At 67.1% G+C, this 21,338-nt stretch carries 12 protein-coding genes; 6 read left to right on the forward strand and 6 right to left on the reverse strand.

Annotation, left to right across the window (positions count from 1 at the left end; all coding sequences use genetic code 11):
• The first annotated feature begins 530 nt into the window (after positions 1-530).
• Positions 531-7,862: an autotransporter domain-containing protein gene (locus AZC_RS14920; protein ID WP_244421864.1), complete on the forward strand. Its 7,332-nt coding sequence runs from the start codon at positions 531-533 to the stop codon at positions 7,860-7,862.
• Positions 7,863-8,210: 348 nt separating this feature from the next.
• Here AZC_RS14920 and ssb read toward each other — a convergent pair whose 3' ends face one another.
• On the reverse strand, positions 8,211-8,828 hold the full coding sequence (gene ssb, locus AZC_RS14925) for a single-stranded DNA-binding protein (protein WP_012171410.1): 618 nt from the start codon (positions 8,826-8,828) through the stop codon (positions 8,211-8,213).
• Between the two features lie 508 nt (positions 8,829-9,336).
• Between ssb and uvrA the strand changes: the two genes are divergently transcribed.
• From uvrA to AZC_RS14940, 4 genes are all read left to right on the forward strand, one after another.
• Positions 9,337-12,276, forward strand: coding sequence for an excinuclease ABC subunit UvrA (gene uvrA, locus AZC_RS14930; protein ID WP_043879420.1), 2,940 nt, complete (start codon positions 9,337-9,339; stop codon positions 12,274-12,276).
• Between the two features lie 803 nt (positions 12,277-13,079).
• Entirely contained in the window at positions 13,080-13,244 is a 165-nt protein-coding gene (locus AZC_RS25105) for a DUF1127 domain-containing protein (RefSeq protein ID WP_012171412.1), read from the forward strand.
• A gap of 276 nt (positions 13,245-13,520) precedes the next feature.
• On the forward strand, positions 13,521-14,936 hold the full coding sequence (trmFO, locus tag AZC_RS14935; RefSeq protein ID WP_012171413.1) for a methylenetetrahydrofolate--tRNA-(uracil(54)-C(5))-methyltransferase (FADH(2)-oxidizing) TrmFO: 1,416 nt from the start codon (positions 13,521-13,523) through the stop codon (positions 14,934-14,936).
• An 8-nt stretch (positions 14,937-14,944) separates the two neighbouring features.
• Positions 14,945-16,048 carry a serine/threonine protein kinase gene (locus AZC_RS14940; protein WP_012171414.1) on the forward strand — a complete coding sequence of 368 codons (1,104 nt, stop codon included), beginning with the start codon at positions 14,945-14,947 and terminating at the stop codon, positions 16,046-16,048.
• Between the two features lie 16 nt (positions 16,049-16,064).
• Here AZC_RS14940 and AZC_RS14945 read toward each other — a convergent pair whose 3' ends face one another.
• The 5 genes from AZC_RS14945 to yajC are packed head-to-tail and all read right to left on the reverse strand — an operon-like array spanning position 16,065 to position 20,333.
• Positions 16,065-16,958, reverse strand: a complete 894-nt coding sequence (locus AZC_RS14945; RefSeq protein ID WP_012171415.1) for a phytoene/squalene synthase family protein — start codon at positions 16,956-16,958, stop codon at positions 16,065-16,067.
• Positions 16,959-16,973: 15 nt separating this feature from the next.
• Positions 16,974-17,354 carry an Mth938-like domain-containing protein gene (locus AZC_RS14950; protein ID WP_012171416.1) on the reverse strand — a complete coding sequence of 127 codons (381 nt, stop codon included), beginning with the start codon at positions 17,352-17,354 and terminating at the stop codon, positions 16,974-16,976.
• 13 nt (positions 17,355-17,367) lie between these two features.
• Positions 17,368-18,333 (reverse strand): protein translocase subunit SecF, encoded by a 966-nt coding sequence (gene secF, locus AZC_RS25540; RefSeq protein ID WP_012171417.1) that lies wholly within the window; start codon positions 18,331-18,333, stop codon positions 17,368-17,370.
• 13 nt (positions 18,334-18,346) lie between these two features.
• Entirely contained in the window at positions 18,347-19,954 is a 1,608-nt protein-coding gene (gene secD, locus AZC_RS25545) for a protein translocase subunit SecD (RefSeq protein WP_012171418.1), read from the reverse strand.
• A gap of 34 nt (positions 19,955-19,988) precedes the next feature.
• Entirely contained in the window at positions 19,989-20,333 is a 345-nt protein-coding gene (yajC, locus tag AZC_RS14965; RefSeq protein ID WP_012171419.1) for a preprotein translocase subunit YajC, read from the reverse strand.
• A 204-nt stretch (positions 20,334-20,537) separates the two neighbouring features.
• Here yajC and cobS point away from each other — a divergent pair, with 204 nt between their 5' ends.
• Complete coding sequence (gene cobS / locus AZC_RS14970; RefSeq protein WP_012171420.1) at positions 20,538-21,332, forward strand: adenosylcobinamide-GDP ribazoletransferase; 795 nt, start codon at positions 20,538-20,540, stop codon at positions 21,330-21,332.
• The last annotated feature ends 6 nt before the right edge of the window (positions 21,333-21,338 follow it).

The raw sequence follows: 21,338 nt of genomic DNA on the forward strand, positions 1-21,338 counted from the left end.
CGCCCGGCCGGCATCCTCCGGCGTGCCGCGTTCCGGCCGCGAAGGTCAGAGCGCCACTCCAGGCACACGCGCATGCGGTTTGATCACACCTCCGCAACGAAGAGCAGTGGAGCCGGAGAATCGTCGCTCGTGCGAATTGGGCTTGACTGGCCCATCACAGATTTCATTCACCCAAGATCATGTAATGAGGTCGTAATAACGATCTGGAAACGTGCCTCACTCGCGCACGTCATGAACAATACAAGGATCGACACGAGAAGCGTGAGCCTGACCATTCCGTTTCTCTCAGGCGCATTGCGGTGCCAGACTGGATGTTGCACTGCTCCCTGAATCGGCACCACGCGACATTTTCGTCACTTCCCAAGTAAAGCTGCCGACCGCCCTCCGACGCCAGTTGACGGAAGGGGATTCGATATTGTTCTCCTAAGGAACGGTTATGATCGCTTTGATCATGCACACGTTCTGTCGTGTTCCCCCGCTGGCGGGAGGTGGCGAGCGTTGTGTCGGCGGGGGATGGTCAATTGTCGAATGTGATTTCGCGCCGCGCGGGTGGGCGCCAATCGTCGTTTCGCGCCGAACTGCGTCTCGGTGTTTCGCTGACCGCACTCAGCCTCGCACTCCCCGGCATCTTGCTCCTGCCCCAGCCCGCCGAAGCGGGCTGCACGACGATCGGCAACCAGCTCGTTTATCAGTGCGACACCAATGGCGTGAACGTGCAGCCGGTGGACGGCACCACGTCGCTGAGCGTGAGCGACATGACCATCCCGAGCGGGTGGATCAATTATTCGGTCGCGCCCGCGGCCACCAGTTCCATCGTCATGACGCTGACGGTGAGCAACACCACGGTCAATGCGACGGGCAATGGTGCCGTCAACGTTTCCTCACAGACGCTGCCTGCCACCATCACGGTCACGCTCGATTCGGACGTCTCGCTCACCAACACCGGCGGCTCGGGTGGCCTGTGGGTGCGCAATCAGGTGGCCGGCGACATCTCCATCACCAGCGGCGCGACGATCATCTCGACCGGTTCGGACGCCCTCACCGCCACGAGCAACTCCGGATCGGTGACCATCACCAACACCGGAACCGTCACCTCGACGGACAACCGCGGCATCTATGCTGACGGCAGCCCGGTCGGCGGCGCGGCGGTGCCGGTCACGGTGAACAACTCCGGCCTCGTGAACGCCTATCTCGCGGGCATCCGCTCCATCGATTCTCTCGGCACCTCGAGCATCGAGAATTCCGGCACCGTCACATCCACCACCAAGCAAGGTCTGATTGCCTGGTCGCAGTCGGGCGACGTGTCGATCAACAATTCCGGCTCGGTGCTCGCCCGCAACTTCATCGGCGTCCAGGGATCGGCCGACGCCGGCAACGTCACCATCGCCAACAGCGGCTATATCGAAGCCCAGCGGGATTCCAGCCTCGGGCCCTCCACGACCAATCAGGGCATCGCCGCCTCCGCCAGCAACAACGTCACCGTGACCAACACCTCGACCGGCCGCGTCATCGCGGGATCGGACACGGGCGTCGCCGTCAGCACGGACAATGGCATCCTCACCGTCACCAACGCCGGACGCATCACCGGCACTGGCGGCGTGAACGCCAACGCCACCGTCGGCACGGTCACCGTTTCCAATACCGGCACCGTCACGGCCACGGGCGGGACAGGCATCGTCGCCGTCAGCGGAAACGGTGCCGTCGGTGTCACCAACTCTGGAACGGTGAGCGCAACCGGCATCGGCATCTTGCTCGACGGTACCACGAACGCCCTCACCAACAGCGGCACGATCACCACCACCGGCACCACGGCGGTGCAGACCGGCAATGGCGACAGCACGATCACGACCCGCGGGCGCATCGCGGCGGCCTCCGCATCCGACACCGCGATCGCCATGGGATCCGGCAGCAACCGTCTGGTGCTCGCCGATAGCGCAACCCTGGTCGGCAAGGTCACCAACGTCAGCAGCGCCAACACGCTGGAACTGAACGGCTCGGCCACCGGCAGCCTCGACCTCGGCTCGGTGGGCGCCACGGGCAATTTCCAGGGCTTTGCCAATCTGGCGAAGTCCGGCACCGGCACCTGGACCGTCACAGGCAGCGGCAGCAGCCTGACGGGAACGGCGGTGGTGAATGCCGGCACGCTGGTGGTGCAGGGCGCGCTGGGCGTCAGTTCCCTGACGGTGGGCAGCGCCTCGCCCGCCACGCTCGCCATCTCCAACAGCGGCACCCTCAGCAGCACCACCGCGACCATCGGCAGCACGCCAGGCGCCACCGGCACGGTGACTGTGAGCGGCACCGGCTCCGCCTGGAGCAGCGCGACGTGGGTGAGCATCGGCTCGAACGGCGCCGACGGCGCGGTGACCGTTTCGAACGGCGCCCAGTTCACCAGCAGCCGCACCGGCATCAGCACGGCGAGCTGGGAGGCCGGCAGCGGCGGCACGGGTTCGCTCACGGTGACGGGCGCGGGCACGCTGTGGACCAACACCGGGGGCGTTGATGTGGGCCGCACCGCAGGCTCCACTGCTTCGCTCACCGTTTCCGATGGAGCGACGGCGCGCATCTACAACACCGGCATCTATACGGGCGCGGGGGCGAACATCACCTTCACGGGCCCCGGCACGCGGGTGGAGGTCGGCAACCCCAACGACAGCACGCAGGCTGCCTGGCTGAGCCCCGCTGGCGGCAGCATCCTCGTCTCCAACGGAGTCTCGCTCTACACCAGCGGTACTTATGTGGGCGCAGGCACCGGCTCGCCCGGTTCGCCGGTCGATCCGACCACCATGACGGTCACCGGCAGCACGACCACCTGGGACAGCGGACAGCGCATCTATGTGGGCGGCCAGACCGGTGGCGTAGGCGACGGCATCGGCACGCTGACGGTGTCCGGCGGCGCAACCGCCACGACCGCGACGCTCGGTGTCGGCATGGACACGCTCTCCATCGGCACGCTCGTCCTGACCGGCTCCGGCACCCGCCTCACCGCGGCGGCGAACCCGACCTACAGCGCGCTGGGCAATGCCTATGTGGGCTATTCCGGCTCCGCCACGGCGACGGTCTCAAACGGCGCCACCCTGCGGGCCGACAATGCGGTGCGGCTGGCCTGGGCCAGCGGCAGCACGGGTACGCTGGCCATCGGCGCGCAGGCGGGGTCTGCCGCGGCTGCGGCGGGCGCCATCACCACCCCGACCATCGCCTTCGGCGACGGCACGGGGACGCTCGTTTTCAATCATACCAACACTGGCTACATCCTCTCGTCCGCCATCACCGGCACCGGCACCATCAACGTCCTCGCCGGCAAGACCATCCTCACGGGCGACGATAGCGGCTTCACCGGCACCACCTCCATTTCCGGCGGCACGTTGCAGATCGGCAATGGCGGCACGACGGGCACCCTCGGCGGCAACATCTCCCTCGTCGGCGGCACCCTTGCCTTCAACCGCAGCGACAGCATCACCTATGCGGGTTCGCTCTCGGGTGGGGGCGCGCTGGTCAAGAGCGGCTCCGGCACGCTGACGCTGACAGGCGCCAACACCTATACCGGCGGCACCACCATCTCGGCGGGCACACTCCAGATCGGCAACGGCGGCACCTCGGGCTCCGTCAGCGGCGCCATCAGCAATGCGGGAACGCTGACCTTCAACCGCTCCGACACACTGACCTACGGCGGCGCTATCTCCGGAAGCGGTTCGGTGTTTAAGTATGGCACCGGCACGCTGACGCTGACGGGAGCCAGCACCTATACCGGCCTCACCTCGGTGCAGGGAGGTGGCCTTACGGTCAACGGCAGCCTCGCAGGCAACGTGACCCTCGGGACGGGGACCACACTGTCGGGCAGCGGCAGCATCGCCGGCAACGTGCGGGTGAACGGCGGCACGCTCTCCGGAAACCAGACCGCGCCGCTGACCATGGGCTCCCTTACGCTCGCGTCGGCGTCCAACGTCAACGTCACGCTCGGCGCCGCCAGCAGCAGCCCGGCCTTCAACGTGCTCGGGAGCCTGACGCTCGACGGCACCTTGAACGTGACCGCCAATCCCGGCTTCGGCACCGGCGTCTATCGCCTCTTCAACTACGGCGGAGGCCTGACGGACAACGGCATCGATGTCACATCCGTCAGCGGCCTTGCCGCCAGCGTGCAGACAGCTGTGTCCGGGCAGGTCAACCTGCTGGTTACGGACCCAGGACAGAGCATCCTTTTCTGGAATGGCCGAACCGTCACCCCGACTGGCACCGTGCAAGGCGGAGCCGGGACTTGGAGTGCAAGCGCTCAGACGAACTGGACTAATGCGGCAGGCACCTTGCCGCAAGCGTGGAATGGAAGCTTTGCCGTGTTCCAAGGCACGGCAGGTGCCGTGACGATCGACAACAGCGCAGGGGTCGTCACAACCACCGGAATGCAGTTCGCCGCTGACGGTTATCAGATCACAGGCGGCGCCCTCACGCTGACGGGTCCCACGCAGACCATCATCCGTGTGGGTGACGGCACAGCAGCAGCCACGAGCATGCGCGCGGTCATCGACAGCAAGCTCACGGGAGCGGGCGGCATCAACAAGACCGACCTCGGCACGCTGGTGCTGGGCGCCAACAATGATTACACGGGCGGAACCACCATTTCCGCAGGAACACTCCAAATCGGAAACAGCTTTTCAAGTCTTGGAGGAAATATTTCCGGAGATATATTAAATTATGGAAATATTTCTTTTTACAGAACAGGAAAAATGATCATATCCGGAACAATATCCGGGACAGGATCATTAACGCAATACGCCGCCGGACTGGTCGGCGTTTACGGAACACTTATACTCACTGCAAACAACACATACACAGGAGGGACAACCAACGAAACGTGGGCCAACCTGCAGATTGGCAACGGAGGAACCTCCGGATCCGTGATCGGAGATATAGTCAATAAGGGCTTCCTGTATTTTAACCGCTCTGACGACATTATTTATTCTGGAACTATTTCGGGAAGCGGAGACCTATTCAAAGACGGCAGTGGAAGACTAATTCTTACTGGCATCAACACTTATACAAGACCGACCCAAGTACGATCTGGCGAACTCGTGGTCAACGGCAGCCTCACAAGTACCGGTTGGGTCATCCTGAGCACCGGAGCGACGCTGTCCGGCAGCGGGAGTATCGGCGGCAGGGTCGAGGTGAATGGCGGCACGCTCGCGGGCACGCAGGCCGCCCCCCTCACCATGGGCGCCCTGGTTCTTGCGTCCCAATCGAATGTCAACGTCACGCTCGGCGCAGCCGGTGGCAGTGCGCCGTTCAATGTGCTGGGCAACCTGACGCTGGACGGCACCTTGAACGTGACGGCCGATGCCGGCTTCGGGGCCGGCAGCTATCGCATCTTCGGCTATGGCGGCACGCTCACCGACAATGGCCTCGACGTGTCGCGCGCCGGTGGCTTCGTCGGCGTCATCCAGACCTCCGTGGCGGGGCAGGTCAATCTGCTGGTGTCGGACATCGGGCAGACAATGCAGTTCTGGAACGGCACGACCACGACAGCGACTGGAACGGTGGCGGGCGGCAGCGGAACCTGGACGGCCGGGCCCCAGACCAACTGGACCAATGCCGCAGGCACCGCCCCCCAGCCCTGGAGCGCCGGGTTTGCCATCTTCCAGGGCGCGGCGGGCACAGTCCGCGTTGATACCAGCGCGGGCACCGTCGCAACCACCGGCATGCAGTTCGTCACCAACGGCTATCTGGTCACCGGCGATGCCCTGACCCTGTCCGGCACCGCCCAGGCGAGCATTCGCGTGGGCGACGGAAGCGCGGCGGGCGCCGGCACGGTTGCCACGATCGCCAGCGCCCTCACCGGCACGGGCGGCATCAACAAGAACGACCTCGGCACGCTGATCCTGACGGGCGCCAACACCTATACGGGCGGCACCACCGTCACCGCCGGAACCCTGGTGGGCAACACCACCAGCCTCACCGGCAGCATCATCGACAATGCCGCCCTGGTCTTCAACCAGACCACCACGGGCACTTATTCCGGCACCATCTCCGGCACGGGCTCGCTGACGAAGACCGGCGCGGGCACGCTGATCCTGACGGGTACCAATACCTATACGGGCGGCACGCTCATCTCCGAGGGCACGCTCCAGATCGGCAATGGCGGCGCCACGGGCTCCATCGTCGGCAACGTCGTCAACAACGCCACGCTTGTCTTCAACCGCTCCGGCACCTACGATTTCCCCGGCACCATCACGGGCTCGGGCGCGGTGATCATCACCGGCGGCTCCACGGTGAACTTCACCTCGGCCGCCGGCTACAACGGCAACATCGGCGTTGCGGATTCCAGCTTCGTCCTGTCGCCCAATGCCGTGTCCCGGTCGAGCTACACCATCGGTACGGGCGGCACGATCTCCGGCACCGGCACCATCGGCGGCCTCACGGTGGCCTCCGGCGGCACGGCGGCGCCGGGCTATTCGCCGGGCACGCTCACGGTCGCAGGCAACGTCACCTTCCTGCCGGGCTCGGTCTACAGCGTGGATGTGACGCCCTCCGGCGCGCACGATCTCATCACCGCCTCCGGCACTGCCAGCATCCTCGGCGGCACGGTGGCGGTGAATGCGACGGCGGGCGGCTACAGCCCGGTCACCACGCTCACCATCCTTCAGGCCTCGGGCGGGGTGAGCGGGACATTCGCCGGCATCACGTCCAACCTCGCCTTCCTGACGCCGCTGCTGGGCTATGACGCCAACGACGTCTACCTGACGCTGCGGCGCAACGACATCAGCTTCGCCAGCCAGGCGCTCACCGCAAACCAGCGGGCCGTGGCAGGGGCTGCCGACGGGCTCGGCTGGAGCAACCCGGTCTATTACGCCCTCGCGAACCTGCCCGTCGGTGCGGCGCCCGCCGCCTTCGACAGCCTGTCGGGCGAGGCCTATGCCTCCTCAAGCACGGTCATGCTCCAGCAGTCGATCTATCTGCGGGATGCGGTGGGCGCGCGGCTCGGGCAGGCGCTCGCGCCGGCGACCGCGCCCAGCGGGCCTGAGACGGCGGCGCTGGCGCCGGGCCTGACCCCGACGCTCTGGATGCAGGGCTTCGGTGCCTGGGGCAATGCCTGGGGCAACGGCAATGCGGCGAGCGTCAGCAGCGACATCGCCGGCGTGTTCGGCGGCGCCGACGTGGCGCTGGGCGATCGGTGGCGCGTCGGCCTCATGGGCGGCTACAGCCGTACCACGCTCGATGCGAATGCCCGCAACAGCTCCGGCACCATCGACAATTACGACATCGGCCTTTATGCGGGCGCCCGCTATGGCGACCTCGGCCTGAAGGCGGGCGTCAGCTATACGTGGCACGATGCGGCCATGACCCGCAGCGTGGTGTTCAGCGGTTACAGCGGCCGCAACACCTCCGGTTATGACGCCGGCACGACGCAGGTGTTCGGCGAGGCGGGCTATACCTTCCGCTTGAACGGCATGGCGCTGGAGCCCTTCGCCGGCCTCGCTTACGTGCACCTCTCCACCAACGGCCTGACCGAGACCGGCTCGACGTCCGCCCTCTCCGTCAGCACCGGCGACATGGACACGCTGTTCTCAAGCCTCGGCCTGCGGGTGGGCAGCAGCCTGACCCTCGCCCCCGGCGTGACCGTGAGCCCGAGCCTCAGCCTTGCCTGGCTGCATGCCTTCGGCGATGTGGCTCCAGCCTCCACCACGGCCTTTGCGACCGGCTCGCAGCCCTTCACGGTGACCGGCGTGCCGCTCGCCCGCGACAGCGCCCTCATCGGCGCCGGGCTCGACTATCGCATCAACGCCAATGCGGTCCTCTCCGCCACCTACAGCGGCCAGTTCGCCTCCGGCATCCAGGACAACGCCTTCAAGGGCATGCTGACGGTCAACTTCTGACCTCCATTTCCCGCCGGGCGCGCCATTGTGCGCCCGGCCTCCCGCATCCCCCGCCACCGGTTATTCCGGACAACGCCTCTGAATGCTTCGCCGACGAGGTGGACGCGCCGGACGGCGCCTCACGATCGTGCGTGACGCTGCGAACGGAGCCTCTTGCCCGTCGTGAAGACGCCGAAGCTGGCTGACTGCTCCGATGGAAAGACCGGCAAAGAAAAAGGCGCTGCCCAGCAGCGCCTTTAGGTCTTGTCCAACAGGATAAGGCGCTTCAGCACCCAACCCAGCACGCGCTCACCTCATCGCTGGAGGCGGCCAAAGCATGCGTGGTCGGGCCCTTCGCGCCGCTGTGCCTCAGAACGGGATTTCGTCGTCCATGTCGTCGGCCGGGCGGCCGCCACCCGAGCGGGCACCGCCGCCACCGCCGCCGCCTCCCGAACGGGCCGGGCCGCCGCCGAAGCCGCCGCCCCCACCGCCGGAATAACCGCCGCCGCCTCCGAAGTTGCCGCCGCCACCGCCGCCGGAGACGCGCTCCATGGGACCGGAGGAACCGAAATCGGAACCGCCGCCATAGCCGCCGCTGCCGCCGCCGTAATCATCCCCGCCCTCGCTGCCGCCGCCGCGGCCGTCGAGCAGGGTCAGTTCGCCGCGATAGGGGCGCAGCACCACCTCGGTGAAATAGCGCTCGCCGCCGTTCTGGTCGGGCGCCTTGCGGGTCTCGAGCTGGCCTTCGATATAGACCTTCGAGCCCTTCTTCAGGAACCGCTCGGCCACGCCCACGAGGTTCTCGTTGAAGATGGCGACCGAGTGCCACTCGGTGCGCTCGCGCCGCTCGCCGGACGCCTTGTCGCGCCAGGTCTCGGACGTGGCGATGCGTAGGTTGCACACCCGGCCGCCATTCTGGAAGGCGCGGATCTCCGGATCCCGGCCCAGATTGCCGACCAGGATCACCTTGTTGACGCTGCCGGCCATTCGGGTCTCCGTTCTCTTGTCTTCACGTCTGCTGATGAGGTTCGCCATCGGAGGCCGCCGATCAGCGCCTGGGCGCACGGCCCTCCGACCTTGCTCGCACCGTAACGGTCCTGCCGGGCGAAGCGAGGGCGCGCGCCCGTTGTCCACCAAAATGGCCCAGGCAACCCCCAATGTTCTATTTATGTTCTAGCGCGTGCCCGATATTTCCACAAGCTACGGTTTCAAGCTTTTTTACTGGCCCGACCCGCACGTTCCTGTTACGTTCCCTGCTGCATCGCACGCCGCTTCCTATATGAGCCCCGTTGCAGGCACCCTGCCCGCCCCTCGATGGAGCGGGAACGACGGTGCCGGCGGCATGGCGATGCGGGCCGGAAGCCGAGAGGCGGATGAACATCCGCGGTCGGTTTCCTGCCGTACAGACGCTGTTCTGAAGCTGCCACCGGCGACGGCTGGCCGCGATCCGTCCGTTCTCTGCGGGCCCCCGCCCGCCAGCCCAAGCTCGAGACTCATGAGCGACCGCAAGCCCTCCTCCCGCGCCGTCACTGCCCCCAAGGACCGGCGCGATGCCCGGCTTCTTTCCGTGCGCGGGGCGCGCGAGCACAATCTCAAGAATGTGGACCTGGACATTCCGCGGGACAGCCTCGTGGTGTTCACGGGCCTCTCGGGCTCGGGCAAGTCCTCTCTTGCCTTCGACACCATCTATGCGGAGGGCCAGCGGCGTTATGTGGAAAGCCTCTCGGCCTATGCGCGCCAGTTCCTGGAGATGATGCAGAAGCCGGACGTGGACCAGATTGACGGCCTCTCACCCGCCATCTCCATCGAGCAGAAGACGACCTCGAAGAATCCCCGCTCCACCGTCGGCACGGTGACGGAGATCTACGATTACATGCGCCTGCTCTGGGCGCGCGCGGGCGTGCCTTATTCCCCCGCCACCGGCCTGCCCATCGAGAGCCAGACCGTCTCCCAAATGGTGGACCGGACGCTCGATCTGCCGGAAGGCTCGCGCCTCTACATCCTCGCCCCCGTGGTGCGCGGCCGGAAGGGCGAATACCGCAAGGAGATGGCGGAGTTCCTCAAGAAGGGCTTCCAGCGCGTGAAGGTGGACGGCGCCTTCCACGAGATCGCGGAAGCCCCCGCCCTCGACAAGAAGCTGAAACACGACATTGACGTGGTGGTGGACCGCGTGGTGGTGCGCGCCGACATCGCCGCCCGCCTCGCCGACAGTTTCGAGACCGCGCTCGGCTTGGCGGACGGCATCGCCGTGCTGGAGTTTGCCGACCAGAAGGAAGCGGACGGCAGCCCGAAACGCGTCATCTTCTCGGAAAAATTCGCCTGCCCGGTCTCCGGCTTCACCATCCCGGAGATCGAGCCGCGCCTGTTCTCCTTCAACAATCCCTTCGGCGCCTGCCCGGCCTGCGATGGTCTCGGCGTGGAGCAGACCATCGATCCGGACCTCGTGGTGCCGGACAAGAGCCGCACGCTCAAGCAGGGCGCCATCGCCCCCTGGGCCAAAAGCACCTCGCCTTATTACGGCCAGACGCTGGATGCGCTGGCCAAGCACTACAAGTTCAAGCTCACCGTGCCCTTCGCGGAACTGCCGAAGAAAGCGCAGGATGTGATCCTGTTCGGCTCGGGCGAGGAGGAGATCGCCTTCTCGTATGACGATGGCCTCAGGGCCTATGAGACGAAGAAGACCTTTGAGGGCATCGTGCGCAATCTCGACCGCCGCTGGCGGGAGACCGAGAGCGACTGGGCGCGCGAGGAAATCTCGAAATATTTCTCCACCGTGCCCTGCGCCACCTGCGCGGGCTATCGCCTGAAGCCCGAGGCGCTGGCGGTGAAGATCGCCGGCAACCATATCGGCCAGGTGGGCGAGATGTCCGTGCGCAGCGCCAGCGCATGGTTCGAGGATCTGCCCGGCACGCTCTCCGACAAGCAGAACGAGATTGCCGCCCGCATCCTGAAGGAGATTCGCGAGCGCCTGCGCTTCCTCATGGATGTGGGCCTCGAATATCTCACCCTCGGCCGCTCCTCCGGGACGCTCTCCGGCGGCGAGAGCCAGCGCATCCGCCTCGCCTCGCAGATCGGCTCGGGCCTCTCCGGCGTGCTCTATGTGCTGGACGAGCCCTCCATCGGCCTGCACCAGCGCGACAATGCACGCCTGCTGGAGACGCTGAAGCGCCTGCGCGATCTCGGCAATACGGTGATCGTCGTGGAACATGACGAGGATGCCATCCTCGCCGCCGATTATGTGGTGGACGTCGGCCCCGGCGCCGGCATCCATGGCGGGCGCATCGTGGCGCAGGGCACGCCACAGGAGATTCTGGCCGACCCCGCCTCCATCACCGGCAAGTATCTCACCGGCGAGCTCTCCGTGCCGCCGGCCCCGCGCCGCAAGCCCAATCCGCGCAAGACGCTGAAGCTCTCCGGCGCGCGCGGCAACAATCTGAAGAATGTCACGGCGGAAATCCCGCTCGGCCTGTTCACCTCGATCACCGGCGTCTCGGGTGGCGGCAAGTCCACGCTGCTCATCGACACGCTCTACAAGGCGGTGGCGCGGCGGCTGAACAATGCCCATGACGCCCCCGCCCCCTTCGACAAGCTGGAGGGGCTGGAGCATCTGGACAAGGTCATTGACATCGACCAGTCCCCCATCGGCCGCACGCCGCGCTCCAATCCGGCCACCTATACGGGTGCCTTCACGCCCATCCGCGAATGGTTCTCCGGCCTGCCGGAAGCCAAGGCGCGCGGTTATGGTCCGGGGCGTTTCTCCTTCAATGTGAAGGGCGGGCGCTGCGAAGCGTGCCAGGGCGACGGCGTCATCAAGATCGAGATGCACTTCCTGCCGGACGTCTACGTCACCTGCGACGTCTGCAAGGGCAAGCGCTACAATCGCGAGACGCTGGAAGTCACCTTCCGCGAGAAGTCCATCGCCGACGTGCTGGACATGACGGTCGATGAGGGCGCCGAATTCTTCAAGGCGGTGCCGAGCGTGCGCGACAAGCTGGAGACGCTGGCGCAGGTGGGCCTTGGCTATATCAAGGTCGGCCAGCAGGCGACGACGCTCTCGGGCGGCGAGGCGCAGCGGGTGAAACTCGCCAAGGAGCTCTCCAAGCGCGCCACCGGCCGCACGCTCTACATTCTGGACGAGCCCACCACCGGCCTGCACTTCCATGATGTGGCCAAGCTGCTGGAGGTGCTGCACGAACTGGTGGAGCAGGGCAATACGGTGGTGGTGATCGAGCACAATCTCGAAGTCATCAAGACCTCCGACTGGGTCATCGACCTCGGACCGGAAGGTGGCGACGGCGGCGGCGAGATTCTGGTGGCCGGCCCGCCGGACGTGGTGGCCAAGGAGAAGCGCTCCCATACCGGCACCTTCCTCGCGGAAGTGCTCGCCCGCCGCCCCATGGCGAAGACGCGCAAGAAGGCGACAGCGGCCGAATAACCCAACGGCGCCTCCCCGGGGGCGCCGTTTGCCTTCCTGCAAGCCCCCCCCCCACGCGGTGGTGCGCCCTCGCGGGTGTGGAATCTCCGAGGAGCGCGCAGCCGCTGGTGCGGCACGGATGGCAAAGCGAGAGGCGGGGGGCGATTCCGCTCCTTTCTTGGTGCGCGGCGGGCTTATGCCTCATCTCAAAAGCCGACGAGGCGTTGGATCGGGCCGGCCGGCCCGAATCCCTGTCCACACCCGGACACAGGGCTCCGTCCCGCGTCCCGCGCATCATATGCATGCAAACAAAGCGTGTCCGGGCGGGTTTCACCTTATGCATCTGGCGCAGGGATGCTTCCAGTTTGGTGGTGTTCCGCTATGGGTTGCGACGGTTTCGCACGGCGGCGACACGGTTTTGCCGCAGGTGCGAACGCGCGGGAGCCTCTATGCTCCTTTCACGCCTACTCGAGACGCCTGACATCAGGCCGTCACGATTTCCGGCAACGGGTTCTGGCCGGCCCTGACTCGGCGCCAGACCGCTGCCCTGAAACAAAATCAAAGACTTATCCAATCCAAACCTGGACTGCCTGCTAATCAGGCACGCTCCCGATGAGGGCGGCCGCGTTTTGCGGCACCGCAAGATGTATCTGCTCACCACAGAGGCATTGGTAAACAGATTCACTCCATTTCTGCTTATATGCGGGGCATGCAATGCTGCAATGCATCACCCCATCTTGGGCGCAGGCCTCGGCAGGCGTATCTAGCTCCCCAGAACACGACGCAAGACGCGGACCCCAAGGGTTCGCGCAAGGAGACTGAAAATGATCATCTGGGGTTTCATCGCTCGCCAGGTTCGCCGCTGGAACGCTTACAACCGCACCATCGCCGAACTCTCTCAGCTCGACGACCGCACGCTCGGCGACATCAACGTGTCCCGCAGCGAGATCCGCGCCATCGCCCGTAACGCCGCCCTCATGGTGGCCTGAGCGATCTCCATGGAACACCCTACCGGCGCAGATGCGTCGGCAGGTTGCGGTGAGCGTACCGAACGTGGCCCCTCCGGGGGCCATTTTCGTTTGTGGCGGCGCCATTGTGCCCGCCCCTCCCTTGAAGCGCGCGGCCGGATCGGGCACACAACGCGCCTTGGATTTCCGACGGGCGCCGCGCGAGCGCACCGACCGCCTGCCCGCAGGCCGGTCTGTGAACGCGCTCCAAGCCGGGCCTGACCCACCCGCCCGTCCTGCCCGCTCAAGTGAGGATGCATGAGCCAGACGTCCCTCCAGCCGGTCCATGTGGTCGGCGGCGGCCTTGCCGGTTCCGAAGCGGCCTTCCAGCTCGCCGAACGCGGCGTGCCGGTGGTGCTGCACGAGATGCGCCCGGTGCGCGGCACGGAGGCCCATCACACGGACGGCCTTGCGGAACTCGTCTGCTCCAATTCCTTCCGCTCCGATGACGCCCAGACCAATGCGGTGGGCGTGCTGCACGCGGAGATGCGCCGCGCCGGCTCGCTCATCCTGCGCTGCGCCGATGCCAATCAGGTCCCTGCCGGCGGAGCGCTGGCGGTGGATCGCGACGGTTTCTCGCAGGCGGTCACCGCCGCTCTGGCGGAACACCCCCTGGTGGAGATTCGCCGCGAGGAAGTCACCGCCATCCCGCCGGAGGAGTGGGACAACGTCATCATCGCCACCGGCCCCCTCACCTCGCCCGCGCTCGCGCAGGCGGTGCTGGAGCTGACCGGCGAAAGCGCCCTCGCCTTCTTCGACGCCATCGCCCCGATCGTGCATCTGGACAGCATCGATTTGTCCAAGGCCTGGTTCCAGTCGCGCTATGACAAGGTGGGCCCCGGCGGCACGGGCGCGGATTACATCAACTGCCCGCTGGACAAGGAACAGTATGAGGCCTTCGTCGATGCGCTGCTGGCGTCCGAGAAGGTGCCGCTGCGCGATTTCGAGGCCAAGACGCCCTATTTCGACGGCTGCCTGCCCATCGAAGTGATGGCCGAACGCGGCCGCGAGACGCTCCGCTTCGGGCCCCTGAAGCCGGTCGGCCTCACCAATCCGCACAATCCGGATGTGAAGCCCCACGCCGTCATCCAGCTGCGGCAGGATAACAAGCTGGGCACGCTCTATAATCTGGTCGGCTTCCAGACCAAGATGCGCCATGGCGAGCAGGTGCGCGTGTTCCGCACCATTCCCGGCCTTGAGAATGCGGAGTTCGCCCGGCTCGGCGGCCTGCATCGCAACACCTATCTGAACTCGCCTCGCCTGCTTGACGGCACCCTGCGCCTGAAGGCGGCGCCCCGCCTGCGCTTCGCCGGCCAGATCACCGGTTGCGAAGGCTATGTGGAAAGCGCCGCCGTGGGCCTCATGGCCGGCCGCTTCGCGGCCGCAGAACGCCGGGGCGAAGCCCTGGTGCCGCCGCCCGCCACCACAGCCCATGGGGCGCTCCTCGCCCACATCACCGGCGGGCATATCGAGACGGTGGATGCCGGCCCGCGCTCCTTCCAGCCCATGAACGTCAATTTCGGCCTGTTTCCGCAGCTCGACGTGAGCCCCAAGGGGGCCGACGGCAAGCGCCTGCGCGGGTCGGAGAAGACGCTCGCCAAGAAGCGCCTGCTGGCGGAACGGGCACTTTCCGACATGAGCGCGTGGCTCGACACGCCCGCCGCGGCGGCGTAAGAGGCGCCATGCCGAGGCTGAAACGCTCCGTGCCGCCGGTCGAACACCAGGCGGACCCTTCCCGCTTCACCGTGGACACGGTGCTGAAGCGCGACGTGTTCTCCACCGTCGAGCGCGGCACCTGGACCGATCGCGCGGGCGTCGCCCATCCCGCCGTGCGCCGCCGCTGGAACGAGGTCTCGCCCTGGTTCGCGCTGCTTGCCGCGCGTCTCGCCGCCCATGAGGTGAATGCGCTGGAGAAGGTGCAGTCCACCGGCGTCACCACGCCGCTGCTCGCCGTGGGCAAGCGCTTTCTGGTGCGCGGCTGGATCGAGGGCGTGCCGCTCCAGATCGCCCGGCCCACCGGCGATCTGCACTTCTTCACCTCCGCCCGCGAGGCCCTGCGCACGCTCCATCGCGCCGGCTATGTGCATAACGATCTCGCCAAGCAGCAGAACTGGCTGCGCGGGGCGGATGGCGAAGCCTGGCTGATGGATTTCCAACTGGCCATGCCCTTCAGCCGCCGCTCCAAGATCGGCCGCGTGCTCGCCTATGAGGACCTGCGCCACCTGCTGAAGCACAAGCGCACCTATTGCCCCGAGGCCCTCACGGCCCGCGAGCGCACCATGCTCGCCACCAAGAGCCTGCCCACCCGCATCTGGATGGCCACCGGAAAGCGCGTCTATCGCTTCGTCACCCGCAACCTCATGTCCTATTCGGACACCGAGGGGCGCGGGCCACGCGTCACCCAGGTCGCCCCCCGCATCGCCGACGCGCTGAAGGCCCATCCGGCAGTGGCCGATGTCCATATGGCCGATTTCCAGACGCTGGGCGGCAAGGTGGGCCTCTATGCCTTCGTGGAACCCAAGGCGCCCATGACCGCCGAGGCCCTGCGCGAGCATCTGGCGCAGGCGCTGCCGGACCGACCGCACCTCGACCACCTCCAGATCATCCCTCGCCTGCCCCGCGCAGCCGATGGCACGGTGCGCGACGACCTGCTGCTGCTGGTCGCCCGCAACCAGATTGAGATGCTGGATGCGCTGGCGGGTGACGATGATACCCGCACGCTGGTGGCAGACATCGCGCGCGGCCGTCTCAATCTCACGGACCGCATCACCCGCCCGGCCGCCTGACGGGGCGGGTCGCCCTTCAGCGCGTGCGCGCCGAGGCCCGCCAGAGCGTCCACTGCCGGCGCAGGGCGGAGAGGCCGCCCACGCGGGCGAAGGGGTCCTTAAGGCGCTCCAGCGCCTTCAGATCACCCGGCACCAGCGCAAGGGTGAGGAAGGCGGGCGCCAGCGCCGGATCGAGCCCGGCCAGCGCCTTCTCCGCTTCCATGAGATGGCGCGCGGCTTGGGTGCGCAGATCGGCCAGCGTCGCGAGGATGCCCGGCGTCGGCTTGCGGGCCACCACCTCGTCGCGGCTGGAGCCGTGGCGCTTCAGCACATCGAGCGGCAGGAAGCACTGCCCGCGCGCCGCATGCACCGGCAGGGCCCGCATCAGGCCCGCCAGCGCAATGGCGACCCCTCCATGCCCGCAGGCATTGGCCAGAGCCGGACGCGGGCCGCCGCCGAGGATATGGGCGGAGAGCTGGAGCAGCGCCGAAGCGGTCTCGCCCGCATAGCCCTCCAGATCGTTCATGCTCGGCATGGGGTCGTCATAGAGATCGAACACCCGCGCCTCGATGAGATTCAGCAGCGCGCCGCGCGGCAGGCTGTAGCGGCCGATGGTGCCGAGCAGGGCGCTCGCCACCGGATGGCCGCCCACTTCGCCGCGTCCGTGGCCCTCGATCAGTTCGCGCCACCATTGCAGGCGCACCTCCCCGGGCAGGGCTTCGCGCACGACCTCGCGCACACGGGCGACTTCCACGTTGAAGGCATAGAGGGCGAACAGGTCCTGCCGCTTGTCCGCCGGGGCGAACAGCGCGGCGAGGAAGCGGTCGCGGTCCTGCGCCCGCACGAGATCGGTGCAATAGGCGTAGTCGCTCGCCGCCGCCGGCGTGGCGGCGAGGGCGGGCGGAACGCCGAAATCAGGCGGCAGGCTCATGAACGAGGCCCCCGGTCACAGGGCAACGAGCCCCGCCCCCACCAGCCGCCCTTCCCCGAGCAGCACATTGTAGGTGGCGGCGGCGGCAGAGGTGGGCATGAGTTCGAACCGCAGGCCCGCCTCGCGCAGCAGCGCCTTCAGCGGCTCCTTGAGGATCGCCGGGTCCTTGCCGGTGCCGAGGAACAGGAGCTCGAAGCGCTCCGCCTCGGCGAGGATGGGCGCGAGCGCCGCCGCGTCGATGTCGGCGAAGCGCTCCACCGTCCAGGGCCGGATTCCGCTCGGCAGAGCGAGGATCGACCCCGGATGGGACATGTTGTGGAAGTGGAAGAAGCGCGGGCCGTAGCCGTCGATCGGCACCTGCCGGGGCAGGAAGGGCGAACCGTCGGGATCGGCCATGCCGCGCGCCTCCTCAGGCCTTGGCGGGACGCGAGGCGTCCTTGCTCTCCCCGCCCTCTTCCGCAGCCTCCTTGCCCACCACGGTGGACGAGCGCAGGCCGAGATGGATGAGGATGGGCGCGGCCACGAAGATGGTGGAATAGGTGCCGATGATGACGCCCACGGCCATGGCCAGCGAGAAGCCGCGCAGCACCTCGCCGCCGAAGAGATAGAGCGCCATGGTGGCGAGGAAGGTGGTGAGCGAGACGATGATGGTACGCGAGAAGGTCGCGTTCACCGCAATGTCCAGCAGCTCGGGCAGCGGGATCTTCTTGTAGCGGCGCAGCATCTCGCGGATGCGGTCGTACACCACCACCGTATCGTTGAGCGAATAGCCCATGATGGTGAGGATGGCGGCAATCGACGTCAGGTCGAAATCGATCCCCAGCGCCGAATAGATCAGCAGCGTGACGAAGATGTCGTGCGCCGTGGTCACCAGCGCGCCGACGGCGAACTGCCACTCGAAGCGGAACCACAGATAGATCAGAACCACCACCGCGCCGAGCACCAGCGCGAGGATGGACTGGCGGACCAGCTCGGACGACACGCTCGGGCCGACGGTCTCCACGCGGCGGACGGTGAAGTCCTGGCCGAGCGCGGTACGCACCTTGTCCACGATGGCCTGCTGGCCGGCGTCGTCGGCGCCCACCCGCCCGACGCGGATCAGCACGTCGCGGGCCGAGCCGAATTCCTGGATCTGCACATCGCCGAGATCGCTGTCGGTGAGCTGCTCGCGCAGCACGCTGAGATCGGCGGCCTGCTGGGACGACTGGGCCTCGATGAGCGTGCCGCCCCGGAAGTCGATGCCGAGGTTGAAGCCGACGGTGACGAACATCGCCACCGCCAGAAGCGTCATCAGCGCGGAGAGCGGGAAGGTCACGCGGCGCAGCCGCATGAAGCCGATGTTGGTATGCGCCGGGAGGTAATTGATCAAAGGCATGGGCGGCGCACTCTCAGATGGGCAGCTTGGCCGGACGCCGCCACTTCACCCACAGCGCGATCATCAGGCGCGTCAGCGTGTAGGCGGTGAAGACGGTGGTCAGGAGGCCAAGGATATAGGTGACGGCGAAGCCGCGCACGGGGCCGGAGCCGCCGAGCAGGAACAGGATGACCGCCGTCGCGAGCGAGGTGAGGTTCGCGTCGAGGATGGTGCCCAGCGCGAAGGAGAAGCCCTTGTCGATGGCGGCGATGGCCGAACGGCCCTCGCGTGCCTCGTCGCGGATGCGCTCGAAGATCACCACGTTCGAGTCCACGGCCATGCCGATGGTCAGCACCACGCCCGCGATGCCCGGCAGGGTCAGCGTGGCGCCCAGCAGCGACTGGAGGGCGAACATCAGGGTGATGTGGATGGCGAGCGCGACCAGCGCGAAGGCGCCGAAGAGGCCGTACACCGCCAGCATGAACACCGTGACGAGAGCCGCGGCGACATAAGCGGCGGTCTTGCCGGCCTGGATCGAATCCTGGCCGAGGCTCGGACCCACGGTGCGCTCCTCCACCACCTTCAGCGGCGCCGGCAGCGCGCCAGCGCGCAGCAGGATGGCGAGGTCGTTGGCCTGCTGGACGGTGAAGTTGCCGGAAATCTGGCCCGAGCCGCCGAGGATGGGCTCGCGGATCACCGGCGCGGAGATCACCTGATTGTCCAGCACGATGGCGAAGGGCCGGCCCACCGCTTCCTGCGTGGTGGCGGCGAAGCGCTTGGCACCGTTGTTGTTGAAGCGGAAGGTGACGATGGGCTGGCGGGAATTCTGGTCGAAGCCCGGCTGGGCGTCGGTGAGGTCCTCACCGGACACACGCACCTGCTTCTCCACCAGATAGGGCGCGCCCTCGGCGGACTGGAGCACTTCGGATTCCGGCGGCGGACGGCCTTCCATCGCCTGCTGCGGCGACATGGACTGGTCCACCATGCGGAACGACAGCTTGGCGGTCTGGCCGAGCAGCGCCTTCAGGCGCTGGGGGTCCTGCAGACCGGGGACCTGCACCAGGATGCGGTCGGCGCCCTGGCGCTGGATGGTCGGCTCCACCGTGCCGAGCTGGTCGATACGGCGGCGGATGATCTCGATGGACTGGTCCACCGCGGAGCGCACGCGGGCATTGATGCCGGCTTCGGTGAGCGAGACGGTGATCTGGCCGTCGGCGCCGGAGGAAACGGTGATGTCGTTCTCGCCCGTATTCCCGCCGAGGAAGGCGTTCACCACCGGAGTCGCGAGCTTGCGCAGCTCGGTCAGGGCGTTCTGGGTGTCGTTGGGATCACGCAGGCGCAGCTGGATGGTGGTGTCGCGGATGGCGAGGCCGGTGTAGCCGATCTTGGCATCCCGCAGCACGCGTCGCACGTCGTCGCGGACCTGTTCCGCACGCTCCTTGCGCACGGCAGCGGAATCCACTTCCAGCAGGATGTGGCTGCCGCCCTGGAGGTCGAGGCCGAGCGTGACACGGCTGTTGGCGAGCCAGGACGGCAGGTGTTGAAGCACCGATGCCGGCAGCAGGTTGGGGACGGCGAACAGGATTCCGAACGCTGTGACCAGGAGGATCAGCGCCGTCTTCAGCCTGGAGAAGTGCAGCATCGTCTCTGTCTTGTTCTGGCGGGGGGCGGCGGCGTCAGGCCGCCGTCTCGTCCTTGGCCGGCTCGCCCTTGGAACGGACCACGGCAATCTGGGAGCGCAGCTGGCGCACCTTCACATTGTCGGCGATCTGCATCTCGATCTCGGCGTCATCAACCACCTTGACCACCTTGCCCACAAGGCCGCCGTTGGTGATGACCACGTCGCCGCGGCGCAGCGAGTTCACCATCTCTTGATGGGCCTTCGCCTTCTTCTGCTGCGGGCGCAGGATGAGGAAGTACATCACCACGAAAATCAGCACGAACGGCGCGAGCTGAATGAGCATGTCGGCCCCGCCGGCAGCCGGTGCGGCGCCTTGAGCGAAAGCGGGCGATATGAACATTGTGTCCTCGTTCTCTTCTGAAGGGAGGGATGGGTCCAATCCACGACGGACGCCCGTGCCGAAGCGGCGGGACTATACCGGCGGCGCCCGCGAATGCAAACGCGCCTGTGGGCGGCGTTTGATGCACTTGACCCGGTGCGGAAATAAGGCTCCCAAGATGGCCGCCCGTTCCAAGGGGGAGCGGCGGCACGGAACGATGGACCCATGCGGCACAGCAGGATCTTGGCGGATGTCGGCGCGGCCCTGCGCTTCTACTCGCGCATCCCCGTCCCCGCCGGCGCCGCCGAGGACGCCTTCGCGCCCCCGGACCTGAAGCGCATCGCCTATGCGGTGCCGCTGGCCGGTGCCGCCATCGGCCTTGCCGGCGCAGCGATTCTCATCGGCGCGCACGCCCTCGGCCTGCCGAACCTCGTGGCGGCCATCCTCGCCGTCCTCACCTGCGTGCTGCTGACGGGCGCCCTGCACGAGGATGGCCTCGCCGACACGGCGGACGGTTTCGGCGGTGGCGCGAGCCGCCTGCGCCGCCTTGAAATCATGCGCGACAGCCGCATCGGCTCCTATGGCGCCTGCGCGCTCGTCTTCTCTCTGCTGCTGCGCGTCGCGCTGCTGGATGGCCTGCTCGCCCTCTCCCCGACCCGCGCCGCCCTCGCGCTCATTGCCGCCGCGAGCCTGTCGCGGGCGGCGGGGATGCTGCTGCTGGAATTCCTGCCGCCCGCACGCGCCGATGGGGCCTCGGCCGCCGCCGGCCAGCCCGGCGCGGACGCGGCGGTGCGCTCCGCCCTCGTGGGCGCCCTCCTCGCCACCCTGCTGATCGTGCCGAGCACCGGGGTCGGTGCCACGCTGATGGCGATCGGGCTCTCCGTGCTCGCTCTCTTTGCCATGACGCGGCTCTCCAACCGCCTGATCGGCGGCCAGACGGGGGATGTGGCCGGCGCGGTCCAGCAACTCTGTGAGATTGCCTTCCTCATGGGCGTGCTTATCTATGCAAGGCCGCACTGAAGCAGT

Origin of the sequence: Azorhizobium caulinodans ORS 571 (genome assembly GCF_000010525.1) — a bacterium.
GTDB classification, from domain to species: domain Bacteria; phylum Pseudomonadota; class Alphaproteobacteria; order Rhizobiales; family Xanthobacteraceae; genus Azorhizobium; species Azorhizobium caulinodans.

Excerpts from the sequence above, each read along its gene's own strand:
- AZC_RS14945 (WP_012171415.1), bottom strand. The coding sequence starts at position 16,958 with ATGAGCCTGCCGCCTGATTTCGGCGTTCCGCCCGCCCTCGCCGCCACG.
- secD (WP_012171418.1), bottom strand. The coding sequence starts at position 19,954 with ATGCTGCACTTCTCCAGGCTGAAGACGGCGCTGATCCTCCTGGTCACA.
- trmFO (WP_012171413.1), top strand. The coding sequence starts at position 13,521 with ATGAGCCAGACGTCCCTCCAGCCGGTCCATGTGGTCGGCGGCGGCCTT.
- AZC_RS14950 (WP_012171416.1), bottom strand. The coding sequence starts at position 17,354 with ATGGCCGATCCCGACGGTTCGCCCTTCCTGCCCCGGCAGGTGCCGATC.
- AZC_RS25105 (WP_012171412.1), top strand. The coding sequence starts at position 13,080 with ATGATCATCTGGGGTTTCATCGCTCGCCAGGTTCGCCGCTGGAACGCT.
- secF (WP_012171417.1), bottom strand. The coding sequence starts at position 18,333 with ATGCCTTTGATCAATTACCTCCCGGCGCATACCAACATCGGCTTCATG.
- yajC (WP_012171419.1), bottom strand. The coding sequence starts at position 20,333 with ATGTTCATATCGCCCGCTTTCGCTCAAGGCGCCGCACCGGCTGCCGGC.
- uvrA (WP_043879420.1), top strand. The coding sequence starts at position 9,337 with ATGAGCGACCGCAAGCCCTCCTCCCGCGCCGTCACTGCCCCCAAGGAC.
- cobS (WP_012171420.1), top strand. The coding sequence starts at position 20,538 with ATGCGGCACAGCAGGATCTTGGCGGATGTCGGCGCGGCCCTGCGCTTC.
- ssb (WP_012171410.1), bottom strand. The coding sequence starts at position 8,828 with ATGGCCGGCAGCGTCAACAAGGTGATCCTGGTCGGCAATCTGGGCCGG.
- AZC_RS14940 (WP_012171414.1), top strand. The coding sequence starts at position 14,945 with ATGCCGAGGCTGAAACGCTCCGTGCCGCCGGTCGAACACCAGGCGGAC.